Here is a 14,612-nt window from a genome sequence, read left to right as displayed (position 1 = left end):
TTCCTAATTATGATTTTTTTATAACTAAAGACTTAAATGAGTCCATCAGTTCTGCGGTATGAGTTGTTTCATCATTCATATCAATATCAATGACTTGCCAATTAGCTATTTTTCTCCACTTTTCTACCCCTTCTTGATGATTAGGGTGAATTAAATAGTCTTGTACGTCACTGATATTGTTGAAAAGTCCTAAAACCATGAAGTCAGCTGCTAACTTACGATCAGAAACATTCCTGCTGCATAGCCAGCCTTGAATTTGGTCTATTTGTTTGGGGTGGTTTTTCGTTGATAGCTCAGCATCAGCTGACTCTTGCGAAGCCCAGCTAAACCCTTTTTTAAAGTTAAATAACACTATATGTAGAAGCATTCTTTGTTCCTTTTCGAATTACATATAAGCAACCTTCCTAAGTGATTGCGAAAAATATGATACGAAAAAATTTGAGAAAAATGCTTTCTTATTTGTTGAATTAAACATGAAAAAAGAATATTTTTTTCATTATTTAACACCAAAAAGAAAGAAACCACCTAAATATGACATTAAACAAGACAGATATTAAGATTTTGACAAATTTACAAACAGATGCGCGAATGACAAACCAAACACTTGCAGATCGAGTGGGTTTGTCTGCGTCGCCATGTTGGAGGAAAGTACGTCAACTAGAAGAAAATGGGATTATTCAAAGCTATAGAACTGTTCTAGATCGACGCAAAATAGGCCTAGGTGTAATGGTGTTTATTAAAGTCACAATAGATAGCCATAGCGAAGATGAAGCGAAAAAGTTTGAGAAAGAAGTTCATGATCTTGATGCAGTAGTTGCTTGTTACAGTATTGGAGGTGATGCAGACTTTTTATTGCAGGTTGTTTCACAACACCTAGACTCTTATGCAGATTTTGCCATGTCTGTTATTCGCCGATTACCTGGAATTAAAGAAATGCAGAGTATTTTTGTATTAAAAGAAATAAAACCATTCTCTGCATTCCCTTTAAACCAGTCCTCTTGTCTTAAGGGGGCATGAGATGTTTTTGGCATTCACGAATGAAGATGGAAGTAATGCACTTGATCCTGATAATCATATAGAGTGGACGTGTAAAAATTCTCAGTATGACAACTAACCTAAGCTGCGCATAAGAAATTAAACTAAATGCCTTTGCGGTGATCAGATCTTTCACCCCAAAACATAAGCTCATTCTCTTGATGTAAACCTAGAGTTTTAAAATATGATGAAAATTTGGCTTTTCTTTTTTATGTTCTCTTTTTGTTTTGTTGCGCAAGCAAAATATCCGACTAGTTTTTCGAGTGCGAAATCTAAAGCAGAAAAAGCTGTCTATTTCGATAGAAACAAAACTTTATATTGTAGCTGTGACTTTGTATTTGATGACAAAAACGATAAAGACTCAGATGGCAATCTTCACGAGACGATGGTTTATCCAATAGCATGTGGTTATATGCCAAGGAACCCTATAACAAAAAGCGGCAAAATCAACCCTCGTGTCAGCCGAATCGAGTGGGAACATATTGTGCCTGCACAAGTTATTGGTGGTCACCTAAAAGAATGGAAAAATAGGAAGGATTTTCCTCAGTGTAAAAAGAAAAATGGAAAATATTTGTCGGGTCGAAAATGTGCTTATAAATTAAACAAGCGTTTTAAGAGAGCTCATGATGACTTGAATAACCTAGCCCCTGCAGTGGGTGAACTTAATGGTGATAGATCAAATTTTTCCTTTGGAGTTATTCAAGGAGAGAAAAGGCAATACGGCCAGTGTGATTTTGAAATAGACTTTGAAATAGATACAGCAGAGCCCTCAAATGAAGTTAAAGGAGATATCGCTAGGGTTTACTTTCATATGGTAAAAGAGCATGGTGCCAAGTTGTCTATAGAGGAAATTGATATGTTTCATCAATGGGATAAATTGGATCCAGTAGATGATTGGGAGTGTATGAGGAACAAGAGAATAAAGGACGAGCAGGGTCTAGAAAATACTTTTGTTGCTAAACAATGTAATTATTTTACTAGTGAAGAGCAGCAATAGGCTCGAATGATGAAATTTTAAATAATAAAGTTTTTACCACTGAGGTTATTGGTTTAAGTATGAAAATGGTGAGCATTAGCTCGTTAATAAAGAGGTCAGGTAGGGCTGCAACAACAGTCTATGGAATCCAATATTTAGTTGTTAAACTTGCCAAATACGTGAGGCGTGTCATAATTCAGGAGCATCATCTGTGCTTTGTTGAAAGATTTAATTAAAAATAAACAATCACAAGCGACAGATGAGAAAAATATAAATTAAAAAATAGGAAGGGAATCCATGGGTAAGAAATTAAAAATTCTTGTTACGTGTATCGTATTATCTAGTGTTGCTGTCGCTGTTGACTATAAGAGCGAAAACTTAAAGCAGGAAGAGATTATTACAGGTAACGATTTAGGAACTTTTGATCCGCCAAAAACAGTTGATAGTTTTCTCGATAAAATAAGAAATTATCTGAGACAAGCTTAAGGTATTTAGAAAAAGGCTTTGAATAATTCAAAGCCTTTTTTGTTTATATCTTACACCCTAAAGAATTGGCGATCTTTTCGTGATAAAAATACATCGATATCAACTCTTTACACCCACCGACATCCTTAAGTATGCGTTCAGACAAAATACGGTGTGAGGCATCATTTGAGATATGATACATCAGTGCATAAGAGTTTAGTAGAGTGCGTTTTATCCTTGTATTCATCTGAATACCATTTATGAAGTCCATATCCTTTACGGTTAAATTATCAGTATCGTTACTATTAGTCTTCGCTTCCTCTAACAACTTCACAGACATGTCCAGTGGCGCTATTTTAGATGTTTTATCAGCCTCTATGACTTTCAATCTAGCGAGGTGATATTTCCAAGTTATCTGAGTAGCCATCGATAGCTTATCTACTTTAAGGTTTTCATACCTTAGCACTGCGTCATCTATATTGTCTCTTACAAGCCTGACGTTTTTCTTGGACACATCATCTATATCATGAATAGTGTCCCATGCGGTAATTATTGGAGAAATAAACTGGTGATGTAATGAAAATTTTTCCTTTTGCTCATACTCAGCTCGGTTGAATGTTTTACTAAAAAGTTCGTTCACCTCAGTTTGAAACATAATATAAAGCAGCATGCTGGCACCAATAAAAACCATAATATTGCGAAAATAATTATTTCCCCAAATTGTAATTTCGTGCCCAAACAGTTTGGCAGTGAATCCTTCCCCTTTAGTACTTTCTTCGTTAATGGGATCATTTGACATAACACAACACCCTTTATAAATTTCAACACCAAACAAGACATAATATGTCATCTTTTTATGCTAGCCGACTTTATGTTTTGTGTAAACATCGTAATGAGACTAACTTCTTATTTTTAAACAAATGATTCTCGTTGGAGGTGGCTATAGCTATTTCAAGTTCATGCGTAAGGTATCGCTCATTATGGAGGTTGTAGCCTCAAAATTGCTCCTCGCTAACGATAGTCGCTACGTGCTTGAGAAAACGGTACTTATGTCTTTTAGGCATTATTGGGCTGCATTTAACTGAGCTCAATAGACCAATTTAAGCTCATATAAATCATCGCTTTTTACACTTACACTTTTCTGATAGACAGAAGTTAGCATCGTGGCTATTATCAAAAATATTGTAATTTTTATTAGCGCTTAATGTTTTTCAATTGTTTTACATTCACAAAAGAATATTTCGAGCTTTTCGATAGACTAAAAGATAGCAAAGTTAAGTCCCAAAGAGTGACCAGTTGAGGAACACTAGTATCTGATCCTAAGGAAACAATGCGGTCAGATGCCCTTAAGCGTAATGCAAAACGTGCTTCTGAATTAGTAGATTCCGAGCAGAGAAGCAAAAGTAATACCCTATCCTAGAATCAGTTCTTCACAATCTAACTCTTATACAAAACCACATATTATTTTCTTTCTAGTTTGAAAAAGATGACGCACCATCATAGACATAGCCAACCAACTAAGCACAGAGTTAGTCTAGTAAGAAGCAGTAAAATGTAATATTTGAAAAGTTCAGCTATCAGTATCTATATACAGGAGTAATTTAACATGGATGACAACAGCCCCCGTTCAAGCCAAGCAGCAAGCCACAGCAAAGGGAGCCTTACAACGCTTTACCTAAAAATAACGGGGTTAACGGCAATCGTTTCAGGACTTTTTGGTGTTGGTTATCAAAAAGGCATCATTCTAACGATGAATTTAGGCAACTTGTCGGGAAACTACGAAGTTAGAGAAATATTTAACTCTGCTGTATTAGGTTATTTACACGCTTTCTCTTTATTTGAAAACTTGGAGTATTGGCCGACAGTATTACACAAACTCAGTGAGAGTTATGGTCTTCTTGTTGTGCTACTTTGTATCGGCGTTATTCCACCGCTGATGTATCGCAACAGCTTGAAAGTAAAGAATTATTTATCAAGTATCTCCTTTTCACGACATGCCATCATAGAAAAAACATTTAGCTCTCTGATTTTGTCTCCAATTGCCATTATCAGTGGCGCATATGCTGCCATTCTTTCCGTATTGTTAGCGTGTTACATGATTCCTTTTCTAGTGTCAGTGTTTGTTTTTCCGACGTTAGTAGGTTATGTCTTGGGAGAAAATTTTGTGGCTAAAGAGATGGAACAAAAATTTTGCGTCCCCATTACACAAGAGATGAAAGGTAGACAAAAACTCAGGCAGTGCACGCAAGTCAGTATTCGAGGTAAAACAATCACAGCGAAGATATTTCTTGAAACAAGTGACGCATATTTCATGCGCAGAAACAGTGCATTTATCTACGTAACTAAAAATGGAAGTAACTGCATATATTCTATTTACGCTAACTCTGAAGAAGCTATAAAAAATGATAAATTCAAGTTTGTTGATGAAGATATAAAAAGTTTTTGTGATAGCAAAGACGGAGTTGAATGGAACAATAAACCCAATTCTGCAGCTTAATTTTTCAGATAACTTGCTAAGCTCAAACTTTTCGTCTTGAATAAAAATATTTCCAGCCACGGTATAATCAAACTTTGGCTTTTTAGAGAAGAAAACTAAACAGGATTAGTTAACCCTATTATATTGCTGACCAGATGGATGTCGGTCTTCCACTAAAAGGAACTTTCGCATGCCTAGATTACTGGAGTCTGAACATTTAATCACGAGTTTAGAAAAGTATAAGGTTTTCACTGACTCTTTGAATGACTACCCTCACACATCACCTTTGTCATTTGAGCTTGACGATACCAGTAACGTCGTTCGATATGGAACTAATGTCAGTATCAACCTTACCGGAAAATTTGCTTTTCATGTTTTGAACTCTGTGGATGATTTGGCAAAAGATCCCGTTGTTAATGTCACTAGTAGTTCTGTCGTTGCAGAACAATTATCCAAACCACTAACCTTTGACGCCAACAAACCACACTGCCAATACAGGTTTGAGGCTGAAGGCCAAGCAAAGGGTGCTCTCCCTCTTGGTGAGCTAGGGTTTAATTTTGATATTTCTGCTGGGTTTTCACTTGGCGCTTATTTGCGCCATGATCGTAGTCAGCAATTATTAAAGTCCTTAAGCGATGACCTTAAAGCATTTCCAGTAATTTTTTCATTTGATGATGTGGAATCGCTCAACGTAGGAGATGCTCTCGATATCGATGTATCAGGCGAGTTAGCAGTTGGCGCTAGCTTCTCTTGGTCAGAATTGCTGACTGATTCATTAAACTTATTGAGCGAGGTTATTGATGACGAAGCACTAAATTTAACTGTCAATGCCAGTGCTACTGTTGGCATGAAATTAAGGGTATTTGGCGGCTTTAAAGTAGTCTTTGCTCGCCCAACGAATGAAGACTATTACGTTGGCTTGAAAAAAGGCTCCGCATATACTTTTGGTGCAAATGCTAATATTTCAGCCTCTGCAGAATTTACCTCCCCAGAGAATGCTGAAAAGTTCATGAATGAACACCTAGATCAGCTATTTAAATTTCCAGAACGTGCCTTAAGCCAGGGTCAAAGTATTATCGCTACTGTTGAATCTGAGCTGCAATCTAAGGTGAGATATAATGATCTCTCAGATGAGATTAAACCATATGTCGATCAACTTTTTAGTAAGCTTGGATTAGATGCAGCTAGTAAAGATATTGCAGCGCTCGGCGAGCAATTATCAGAAGTCAAAGCCGAACTCCAACAAAACATCAAAGAAATAGCGACCTCAAAAGCTGCGGCCGCGTTTGACTATCAATACAAACGCGTCACGCAGTACGATTCACTCCTTGAAGCTTTACTACCAAATACAGGGCAAAATACCACTTTAAAAAGCATCCACGAAAGTGCCATTAAAGGTAATTTTACCGACGTGCTAGAGAAAATTGTCGAGGATGACCCAAGCAACTTAAAGTCGTTTTTTAATCAAAAGACCATATCAAAAGACACCTCGTATGGTTTCTCTTTCTCACTAGGTGATCGAAAAATGTTTGGTAAGAGTTTTGAGCAAATAGAAACGAAGACCACCTACAATATCGATAAAAACAAGATGCTCACATTTGATGCAAGACGTGGCTACAGCAAACTGTATGGTGGGAAGCACTCAAGGTACTACTATGATTTTGATGCACATATGGAAGACTTCTCCAGTAATAAGAACCCTACAGTAGATGAATTTCAAGTTGGTTTTTTAGTTGCGTTAGAAACCAAGGGTGAAGACTTCAGTTCAACTAAGGCTATTGATTTGGCTCAGGCATGGGGCATTATCAGTGCTCAACAGCGACAATCGGCTTTCGAGGCCTTAGAAAATGCTATAGAAGACGCCGATAATGTAGTTTGTGTCACCACGTGCAGTATTGATCATGATTATTTTGAAGCAATTGTGGCAGAACTTTGTAGCTTTGATGATAAGCAAATTGGTAAGGCTTTGGCGAGAGCTTTGTCTTTTCAAGATATTCCGTTTAGAGACTTCCCAGACGCTAGAGAGAGGATATTTGGTGATATGTTCTCCCACTTACTGAGCAATGGGAAAAAGTACCCCTACAACTATTCATGGGAAGACAGTCTAGCTGAGATTAACGAATCACTTGCTAAATTTGAATATAAAAAGAGTGCTAAAGATTCGCCTGGCACCTTTTTGTATACCCTCGCTAAGCACCCTAAGTGGCAATTGCGCTTAAATCAGTTCTTCAAAGGTCTAAATGCTCTTAACAACGCTATAACCTATAAGAAGCATCATAATCATATTGAGAAAGCATACGATGGAATGAAGTACCTTGGCAGTAATATGTTCTATATTAGATTTGTTGGAGCCCTACTTGCGATTGCTAAACGAGACAACCAGGCATTTGCGCAAGGAATCAAGGGAGCAGTTGTAGTGTCCTACAAAAAAAACAATGAAGAATATCAACATGTAATAGGTTAGCGAATATAGTTTTAGGATTCAAAACTAACGTAATGCTTAAGTTTTGAGTTATCGAACTTCAAAACACAAAAGCTTACTTATGGCCTAAGTAGTTATTAGATAAATGATAAATTTTATTTTTATCATATAATGAAAACAGATGCATATGTGAAACTTGACACTCTCTAGAGACATTTGACAATTTTCACATACCGCTCATAAAGGAACTTTTGCTATGGACTGCTTCAAGGCATACATACTGATGTGCGGTTTAATATTATATTCAATAGCTTCGGCAAAAGACTTTGAAGAGAAAAACAAAGTTAAGCCAACGATAAGCGATAATTTTAGGCTAGGCATTCTTGAAAAGCCTTCTAAGAACGAAAAGGTGATTATGTCTGTATCGCATGACATAGAGCTCAATATCGTTGAAGAGCTAGCGCATTGGTACAAAGTTGAAATAGAGGGTCGTGAGGGGTTTGTTCACAAAAAGTGGGTTGAGAAAGTAAGAAGTCACGAGCGTTTAGAGATACACGCGTTCAATGTCGGGCAAGGAGACTCCTATTTAATCCTCTGCCCAAACGGCAAAAATGTTTTGTTTGATGCGGGTTCGGGTTCAAAGCGTACCGACGAGATCTATAGAGAGTCCTTGTTGCTAGCCACCGATCACTACTCAAGAAGGTTGCATTATGCCATCGTGAGCCATCCAGATATTGACCACTATGGACTATTGCCATTCTTATCCGAGACATTTCTTATCGATAAGGTGTTCTACGTTGGCGAACAAGATGACTACTCTAGATATTTCTGGGGCTGGCTATCTACTGTGAAATCCTATTCTATTAAGAATGAAACCGATCGTAACTTAGAACACTTAGACTGTGGTGATGCAAAAGTTAATTTTTTGTCTGCTGGGCTTGTGTCAAAGGCTAAAAAATCACGTAAAAACACTATGAGTATTGTCATGAGTGTTACATACGGTGAATTTGAAGCACTTTTTGTGGGTGATGCGACAACAGAAACTGAAAGCTATATTTTAGAGAAAAACCACATTAGCTCTAAAGAACTATCTCATGATTTAATTACGATAGGTCATCATGGTAGTGGCGTAACTTCTAGCTCTAATAGATGGCTATCTTCATTAACAGCTTCAATTGCGGTTATTAGTTCTGGACATAATAATCGATATTGGCATCCTCACAACACAATCACATCAAAGCTTGAGGTTTTATTACCGACAACTCAACATGCTTTTAATTATATTGCAGGACTCAAAGACACAAATAGTCAATACGTTTGGCACTCCGCTAGTACCAATAAAGCGATTTTACAAACACAAACAGCAGGTAACATTCGTTTCATTACCGACGGCAAAGATCTCCAGATAAAGACCGAGCTTCTGGGGAATATTGAGTTTTCAGAGGAGTTTATAAATGCCAATTGAAAGTTTTGTATTGGGTATTCATCTAATAATGATATTTCTTGCGGGAGCCTTTGGTGGAATACTCGAATTTCTCAATCGATTTGATCTTATAAGGGATTCGAAAAGTACTGAAAGTAACCATAATAGCCACCATGTGGGATATAGAGCTCATCCTCTTTACGATAAAGTAGAACTTTCATTTAGAGAACTAGTATGGATAGGTTTCACACACACTCTTCATGGTGTTGGAGGAGCATTCGCAGTCACGCTTTCTTTATTCTCTCTGAATCAATTCAAGCTTGAATTGACAGATGAAAATCAGCTATTTCTAATCAGCTTATACGTAATTGGTGGGTATGGTGGAAGCCGATTCTTAGACAAAGTGAAATACAGCATTGAAAATCAATTTCAAAAATCCGCGAGACAAATGGAAGAAAACCTTTTTTCTCGCATAGATACAGCTAGAGAAAAAGCGAGTTTAGAAGTTATCGCATCAGATATTATAAGCCAAGCATACAACGTGCTTGAAATGAAACTAGATAAATCGCGGTCAGATATTCAACACATTGTTGATGACCTCGAAGATTTAATGGATAAAGGGGTAACGCTACCTCGGCATTTCTGGAGAAAAGCCGCAATAATGTTGGGAAGATTATATAGGCATAAGTTTGATGATCTTAACAAGGGGCTACTCGCGTTAAATAAGTTTATAGATGGCTCTAGAAAGCTCAATAAACTCGATGAACACTTTGTTGCGGTGCTCTTCAATGTAGCGTGTTACAAGACGGAGCTGATAAAAAATTCTAAGGCTGAAAATGCTTCAGAAGGGTTTCAAGAGGTTGAAAAAATACTAGAGGAGGCGATTAGTATTTCTCCAGCTGTAAGAGATCAGATATATGGCTCTGATGACTCATCTACAACTGCTGATAAGGACTTAAAGGCGTACAGGGATTGGCAAAAGTCACAAGCTAGTGGGCAGTCATCATCATAAACGGTACGCGTTTTGCTTTATATACAATGACTACCTTGAAACACGTTATTTAGCCATCTAAATGTCTTGTAGTTATATAGTAATTTATGTAAGGTTTGTGCCCCCTAGTTTTGTAAGTTAACTCTTCGCTATGAGGCACTTGCATTTTTGTTAAAATGACTCATATACTATGATTGCTAATGGATTATATTCTATTACCTACACAGTTAAGTGGAGTCATTCTATTGTGAGGTATTAGTTATGGGTAACAAAAATAAGCTTAGCTTTAACGGAATGATTACAATGGATATTGATAACTCTTTGAGTTCAGATGAAAATTCATGGATTTATGGCGAAAACTCATGGGTTTCTGACGAAAACTCTTGGTAATAAACAAGATGCTATTTGGGGTGGCTTTTTAGTACACTTGTTGGCCATCCCTTATAATCTTCTCACCTATTAGTTATTTAATATACGCTCCTAGCTAGAAAATTATTATTCCTTCTTTTATTTTCAAATAGCTAAAAAATAAAATTATTAGTTATTCTTACTACTTTGTACGTTATTGTGCCATCCTGTCGGGAATATTTACACATTGACACCTCTAGCTAGCTCTCTCTAAGGTAAGATATCAAGCAAAACGGCAAATACTTTTTAATTTTCAAGCTGGCAGAAAACAGCGTCAATCTATTACCTACCAAACTAAATTTCCTATATACCTTTCATAGAATAGCCTGATGTCGAATGATTTAAATAGCAACTAAAGTCGTAATCTGCGATGCAAAACGAGAATACTCCTGATGAAAAGGAAGTTATCTCTTATGGTCAAATTGGCAAGGGTTCTAAACGATAGTTGACTGCTTTACTTCTGATAAATTTAGACTAATGTAATTAGTAGTGTATATCGCTCTCTGAAGACTATCGTAACACCTAAAGGAGTAAGGTGGTGAGTCATTGGCTTTGATGCTCTGCCATGAAGCTATTTCTATCATAAGGACATGTATGAAAAACTCTAAATTACTTCATTCTTCTGTTAGTTCAAAACCATTCATCAAATGTGTTAGTGGGAACCTTTACTTTTATTTTAATGATCTACATTTAAAGCAATTTAGCGGCGAGATAGTAAACGGAGTTTGCTATGCCATTAGATAAAGAGCCTCCTTATTTGTTAACACTTATCGTGGCAATCGTTGGCTGGTTGTTGGTTAACTACGTTGAAAAGCTGCAGTCGACCCCATTGGTTGAATACTCAATAGAGCAACTTTCTGTTGAAGACTCTTTTTATTGGAGCAATCAAATTAAATGCAGCCTTAGCAGTAGTAGTCCAAAATCTCTTTACAAATTTTCTATAAGAAACCTCTCGGCGAAAACTAAGTTCAATGCAGTCACTTTCCACGTAAAAACTCAAGCATCTGTCAACGTGAATGAGGTCGTCAGCGCTAGAATCATACCCCATCCACCTGCCACAGCAGGTAAAAAAGCTTCTTCTTGCAACACAGAATCAGCAACATACCCAGGACTCTCGATTCAGCCTAATGCCACTATTGATCTATTGGTTGGGTTTAGCAACGAGTTAGCTGATCCATTTATCATAGTAGATAATTCTTCACAGGCGATTAACTTGCAGCGAAGTAATTTCCAAACATGGTTGATCACTAATGAAGGGCGAATAATCATAGCTTTGGTTTTACTTCTCATTATAGCTTTTGGTAGAACTTTAACGACTAGGTGAAATTATGAAACTAAGATTAATAACGCTAGTAGTTTTTTATTTATATGCGATTAGTTCAGTAGCAATAGAATTAATTGTCAAAGATGACAATGACAGGGGAGTTAAAAGCGTCATTTCTCTAAAGCATAACAATAAGACATCAGATCATGGCCCTACGGATGAAAACGGTCAAATGGAAGGGTTAGCTCAGTGTCAAAGGGGGCAAAAATATCACGCTCTACCTGTACTAGTTCAGACTTGATCTGACAGTTACCCGTTTTTCAATCGGTGACTGTCAGTTTAGATTTGAGCTAAATTCTTCTCAGCCCAAATCGATTTTCCATCAAGTAATGTTTCAAGTGGCGTTCTGCCACAGCACATTTTGCCCTGATGAGTTCGATCATTATTGTAATAAACCATCCATTCGTCCAGATCCTTTTGTAATTCCTCTAACGAGCCATAGAGCCTCTTACGGAACGTAACCTGATAAAACTCCTGCAATATTGTTTTGTGGAAACGTTCACAGATACCATTTGTCTGCGGTGACATCGCTTTCGTTTTTGTATGATCGATATCATTTATTGCTAGATAAAGCTGGTAATCATGATGTTCAACCTTGCCACAATACTCAGTGCCTCGGTCTGTGAGAATGCGTAACATTGGTAGCTCGTGCTGCTCGAAGTAAGGCAAAACCTTGTCGTTGAGTATGTCAGCAGCAGTGATTGGCGTTTTCGTTGTGTAGAGCTTGGCAAATGCAACCTTGCTGTAAGTATCAACGAACGTCTGCTGGTAGATACGGCCAACACCTTTTAGATTACCCACATAAAACGTGTCCTGTGAGCCTAGGTAGCCCGGATGAGCCGTTTCTATCTCGCCACAAGCTTCATCATCGTTCTTTTTCTTCTCAAGTGCAGCAACTTGAGCATCGGTGAGAATGATGCCGTCGTTAGCGACTTTCTCTTCAAGCGCTTTCAGCCGTTTTTTGAAGTTTTCTAAGTCATGGCGCAACCAGATTGAACGCACGCCACTGGCAGATACAAATACGCCTTGCTTACGAAGTTCATTGCTGGTTCTGACTTGGCCGTGCGCGGGGTATTCAATGGCATAATCCATTACTGCTTTTTCGGTTTTTTCATCAACACGATTTTTTATATTTGGTTTTCGGCGGGACTTATCAATAAGCGCATCAATGCCGCCATCTTCAGCCAGCTCTTGATAACGATAAAATGTATCTCGTGATACGCCCATCACTTTGCAAGCTCTGGATACATTACCAAGTTCTTCAGCTAGGTTGAGCAAACCTGCTTTGTGTTTAATGATTGGATTGTTAGTATGAAGCATGAGAGTTACCTCTTTGTTTGTTTTGATTAAAGATTCAGCACCTTTATCAAAACGGGTAACTCTCTACTTTTCAAGAAGATGTGTCAGATCTTGTCTGAACTAATTCACTCTACCTGACTCTCCAGACTATTTTGAAGCAGAGAAATATTGCACTCCTGCTGCTGAGAGTCTTGTTATTCGCGTCACTAAAAAGGTTTACTTGACTAGTTTGATTGAACATGCCAAGCAATTCGAAGCTAATCAAGATTACGGTACAGCTGCGAAGTACTATGCGGAAATTGCCACTCGATTAGAAAGTATACCTACTTATGAAAATGATGATGTTGTATTAGCCGCAAGAGAAAAGTCATTAGCTTATTTTGTAAATGCTTCTCAGATTATGCCGATTAATAAGGCTACATGGACTCCCCTTTGTCAAGCACAAGCAGCCTCTGACAACAAGAAAGTCTGACAGCAGCTCTACATTCGGCGTTTATTAGCATACTGCCTTAACAGCTTGTGCTATCGCCCTGATGATTTGCGCTTGAGCATGGCCTCATTCGTTAAACAGCGTCTTCTCTTTCAAGAAATGCGCTTCCCGATTAAACAGGCTTTTATGCTCTCGGTCTGACCGTGTTATCGTCAATCGCTCATGCTAAGACGCGGTGGGGTTAACCGTTAGGGTTACCTTTACTACTTCAATCTTTTCTATTTTACATAATCTATTTGGTATTCGTTTTTACTTCGCAGCAATGCCCATATCAACCGTGCATTCTTGGCCGCAAGGGCAACCGTTGCCCGTTTAAAGCCTCGTCGCTCAATCAGGTCTTTCACCCATAAGCTCGTCCTGTCTGTCTTATTCTTGCAGTTGGCCATAACGGCTCGTGCACCGTGAATAAGTGAGGTGCGGATATGCTTTTCGCCACGTTTGCTGATTCGGCCAAGCTTCACTTGCCCGCCCGTGGTGTATTGCCTAGGGACTAGACCAATCCAAGCGCTAAAGGCGCGACTGGTATCAAAATCTTTTGCATCACTCACCGTCGCAACCACAGCCGTTGCCGTGATTTCGCCTACGCCTGGTATTGTCATTAGGCGCCTTGCTGCATTCATTTGGTTCGCGAGTTGATAGAGCTTTCGGTCATGTTTAAGAATTTGCTGGTTTAATGCTTTAATGTCTTGCCATAAGTCACTTAGTAGCTCTCTAGCGAGCATGGGTAAGTTGTTCTCACCATCTTCTAAGATGCCACTAATGGCATGTTGTGCCGGATACCGTCCTTTGGGCATGACAATACCAAATTCTGCGAGTAAGCCCCGAAGCCGATTAATGAGTGCGGTTCTGTCCTTGATAGCCCCTTGGCGAATACGATGTAGGCAAAGCACCGCTTGCTGCTCGTCACTTTTGATGGTGACAAAGCGCGTTTTGGGACGGCTCACCGCTTCACAAATGGCTTCAGCGTCGTTGGCATCATTCTTTTCGTTTTGGCGATACGGAATCACGAACTTTGAGGCCATGATGCGTACTTCATGGCCAAGCTTAGTAAACTCTCTTGCCCAGTAGTGTGCGCCTGAGCAAGCTTCCATACCAATGATACACGCTGGCAACTTAGCAACTTCAGCTAACAGTTTGTTTCGCTTAACGGTTTTTCTTAATTGACACTTGTCATGACTATCGACACCGTGGATACTGAAAACAGATTTGGCTAAATCGATGCCAATTGCTTTAATTAGTGACATATGGACTCTCCTCAATTGAAGCTACTTATCAACTTCACTATGGCACACTCGCTAGAGAA

14 protein-coding genes are annotated in these 14,612 nt (G+C 38.4%); 10 read left to right on the top strand and 4 right to left on the bottom strand.

Annotated features, from left to right (window positions below; translation table 11 throughout):
• Positions 1-7 precede the first annotated feature (7 nt).
• Entirely contained in the window at positions 8-367 is a 360-nt protein-coding gene (locus DXX94_RS11605; protein ID WP_116016032.1) for a Dabb family protein, read from the bottom strand.
• A gap of 164 nt (positions 368-531) precedes the next feature.
• Here DXX94_RS11605 and DXX94_RS11600 point away from each other — a divergent pair, with 164 nt between their 5' ends.
• From DXX94_RS11600 to DXX94_RS11590, 3 genes are all read left to right on the top strand, one after another.
• Positions 532-1,017, top strand: a complete 486-nt coding sequence (locus DXX94_RS11600) for an Lrp/AsnC family transcriptional regulator (protein WP_116016030.1) — start codon at positions 532-534, stop codon at positions 1,015-1,017.
• 202 nt (positions 1,018-1,219) lie between these two features.
• The gene (locus tag DXX94_RS11595; protein ID WP_258872155.1) at positions 1,220-2,032 is read left to right on the top strand and encodes an endonuclease; all 813 of its coding nucleotides are present in this window, start codon (positions 1,220-1,222) and stop codon (positions 2,030-2,032) included.
• A gap of 276 nt (positions 2,033-2,308) precedes the next feature.
• A complete protein-coding gene (locus DXX94_RS11590) occupies positions 2,309-2,497 on the top strand; it encodes a hypothetical protein (RefSeq protein ID WP_116016028.1) in 189 nt (62 codons plus the stop codon).
• A gap of 43 nt (positions 2,498-2,540) precedes the next feature.
• Here the strand turns inward: DXX94_RS11590 and DXX94_RS11585 are convergent, their stop codons facing one another.
• Positions 2,541-3,275: a hypothetical protein gene (locus DXX94_RS11585; protein ID WP_147302273.1), complete on the bottom strand. Its 735-nt coding sequence runs from the start codon at positions 3,273-3,275 to the stop codon at positions 2,541-2,543.
• Between the two features lie 807 nt (positions 3,276-4,082).
• On the opposite strand from DXX94_RS11585, the gene DXX94_RS11580 reads away from it, so the two are divergent.
• From DXX94_RS11580 to DXX94_RS19320, 6 genes are all read left to right on the top strand, one after another.
• Positions 4,083-4,973 (top strand): hypothetical protein, encoded by an 891-nt coding sequence (locus DXX94_RS11580; RefSeq protein WP_116016024.1) that lies wholly within the window; start codon positions 4,083-4,085, stop codon positions 4,971-4,973.
• Between the two features lie 169 nt (positions 4,974-5,142).
• On the top strand, positions 5,143-7,416 hold the full coding sequence (locus DXX94_RS11575; RefSeq protein WP_116016022.1) for a hypothetical protein: 2,274 nt from the start codon (positions 5,143-5,145) through the stop codon (positions 7,414-7,416).
• 241 nt (positions 7,417-7,657) lie between these two features.
• Positions 7,658-8,839: an MBL fold metallo-hydrolase gene (locus DXX94_RS11570; protein ID WP_181901541.1), complete on the top strand. Its 1,182-nt coding sequence runs from the start codon at positions 7,658-7,660 to the stop codon at positions 8,837-8,839.
• Positions 8,829-9,809 carry a hypothetical protein gene (locus DXX94_RS11565; protein WP_116016018.1) on the top strand — a complete coding sequence of 327 codons (981 nt, stop codon included), beginning with the start codon at positions 8,829-8,831 and terminating at the stop codon, positions 9,807-9,809. The genes DXX94_RS11570 and DXX94_RS11565 overlap by 11 nt, the downstream gene beginning before the upstream one ends.
• A gap of 1,117 nt (positions 9,810-10,926) precedes the next feature.
• A complete protein-coding gene (locus DXX94_RS11560) occupies positions 10,927-11,520 on the top strand; it encodes a hypothetical protein (protein ID WP_116016016.1) in 594 nt (197 codons plus the stop codon).
• 4 nt (positions 11,521-11,524) lie between these two features.
• Complete coding sequence (locus DXX94_RS19320) at positions 11,525-11,761, top strand: hypothetical protein (protein WP_116016014.1); 237 nt, start codon at positions 11,525-11,527, stop codon at positions 11,759-11,761.
• Positions 11,762-11,799: 38 nt separating this feature from the next.
• On the opposite strand, the gene DXX94_RS11550 is transcribed toward DXX94_RS19320, so the two are convergent.
• Complete coding sequence (locus DXX94_RS11550) at positions 11,800-12,840, bottom strand: IS481 family transposase (RefSeq protein ID WP_116013192.1); 1,041 nt, start codon at positions 12,838-12,840, stop codon at positions 11,800-11,802.
• A gap of 199 nt (positions 12,841-13,039) precedes the next feature.
• On the opposite strand from DXX94_RS11550, the gene DXX94_RS11545 reads away from it, so the two are divergent.
• Positions 13,040-13,291 carry a hypothetical protein gene (locus DXX94_RS11545; protein ID WP_147302272.1) on the top strand — a complete coding sequence of 84 codons (252 nt, stop codon included), beginning with the start codon at positions 13,040-13,042 and terminating at the stop codon, positions 13,289-13,291.
• A 236-nt stretch (positions 13,292-13,527) separates the two neighbouring features.
• Here the strand turns inward: DXX94_RS11545 and DXX94_RS11540 are convergent, their stop codons facing one another.
• Positions 13,528-14,553, bottom strand: a complete 1,026-nt coding sequence (locus tag DXX94_RS11540; protein ID WP_116016010.1) for an IS110 family transposase — start codon at positions 14,551-14,553, stop codon at positions 13,528-13,530.
• Positions 14,554-14,612: the final 59 nt, after the last annotated feature.

The sequence above is a fragment of the Thalassotalea euphylliae genome (genome assembly GCF_003390375.1).
In the GTDB taxonomy this organism is placed as follows: Bacteria; Pseudomonadota; Gammaproteobacteria; order Enterobacterales; family Alteromonadaceae; genus Thalassotalea_F; species Thalassotalea_F euphylliae_A.
Note: the sequence above shows the minus strand (reverse complement) of the source record. Positions and strands in the feature narration are given on the sequence as shown.

What these genes read in the sequence shown, in the direction of transcription:
- DXX94_RS11605 (WP_116016032.1), bottom strand. Translation starts at nt 367, where the DNA reads ATGCTTCTACATATAGTGTTATTTAACTTTAAAAAAGGGTTTAGCTGG.
- DXX94_RS11600 (WP_116016030.1), top strand. Translation starts at nt 532, where the DNA reads ATGACATTAAACAAGACAGATATTAAGATTTTGACAAATTTACAAACA.
- DXX94_RS11595 (WP_258872155.1), top strand. Translation starts at nt 1,220, where the DNA reads ATGATGAAAATTTGGCTTTTCTTTTTTATGTTCTCTTTTTGTTTTGTT.
- DXX94_RS11590 (WP_116016028.1), top strand. Translation starts at nt 2,309, where the DNA reads ATGGGTAAGAAATTAAAAATTCTTGTTACGTGTATCGTATTATCTAGT.
- DXX94_RS11585 (WP_147302273.1), bottom strand. Translation starts at nt 3,275, where the DNA reads ATGTCAAATGATCCCATTAACGAAGAAAGTACTAAAGGGGAAGGATTC.
- DXX94_RS11580 (WP_116016024.1), top strand. Translation starts at nt 4,083, where the DNA reads ATGGATGACAACAGCCCCCGTTCAAGCCAAGCAGCAAGCCACAGCAAA.
- DXX94_RS11575 (WP_116016022.1), top strand. Translation starts at nt 5,143, where the DNA reads ATGCCTAGATTACTGGAGTCTGAACATTTAATCACGAGTTTAGAAAAG.
- DXX94_RS11570 (WP_181901541.1), top strand. Translation starts at nt 7,658, where the DNA reads ATGTGCGGTTTAATATTATATTCAATAGCTTCGGCAAAAGACTTTGAA.
- DXX94_RS11565 (WP_116016018.1), top strand. Translation starts at nt 8,829, where the DNA reads ATGCCAATTGAAAGTTTTGTATTGGGTATTCATCTAATAATGATATTT.
- DXX94_RS11560 (WP_116016016.1), top strand. Translation starts at nt 10,927, where the DNA reads ATGCCATTAGATAAAGAGCCTCCTTATTTGTTAACACTTATCGTGGCA.
- DXX94_RS19320 (WP_116016014.1), top strand. Translation starts at nt 11,525, where the DNA reads ATGAAACTAAGATTAATAACGCTAGTAGTTTTTTATTTATATGCGATT.
- DXX94_RS11550 (WP_116013192.1), bottom strand. Translation starts at nt 12,840, where the DNA reads ATGCTTCATACTAACAATCCAATCATTAAACACAAAGCAGGTTTGCTC.
- DXX94_RS11540 (WP_116016010.1), bottom strand. Translation starts at nt 14,553, where the DNA reads ATGTCACTAATTAAAGCAATTGGCATCGATTTAGCCAAATCTGTTTTC.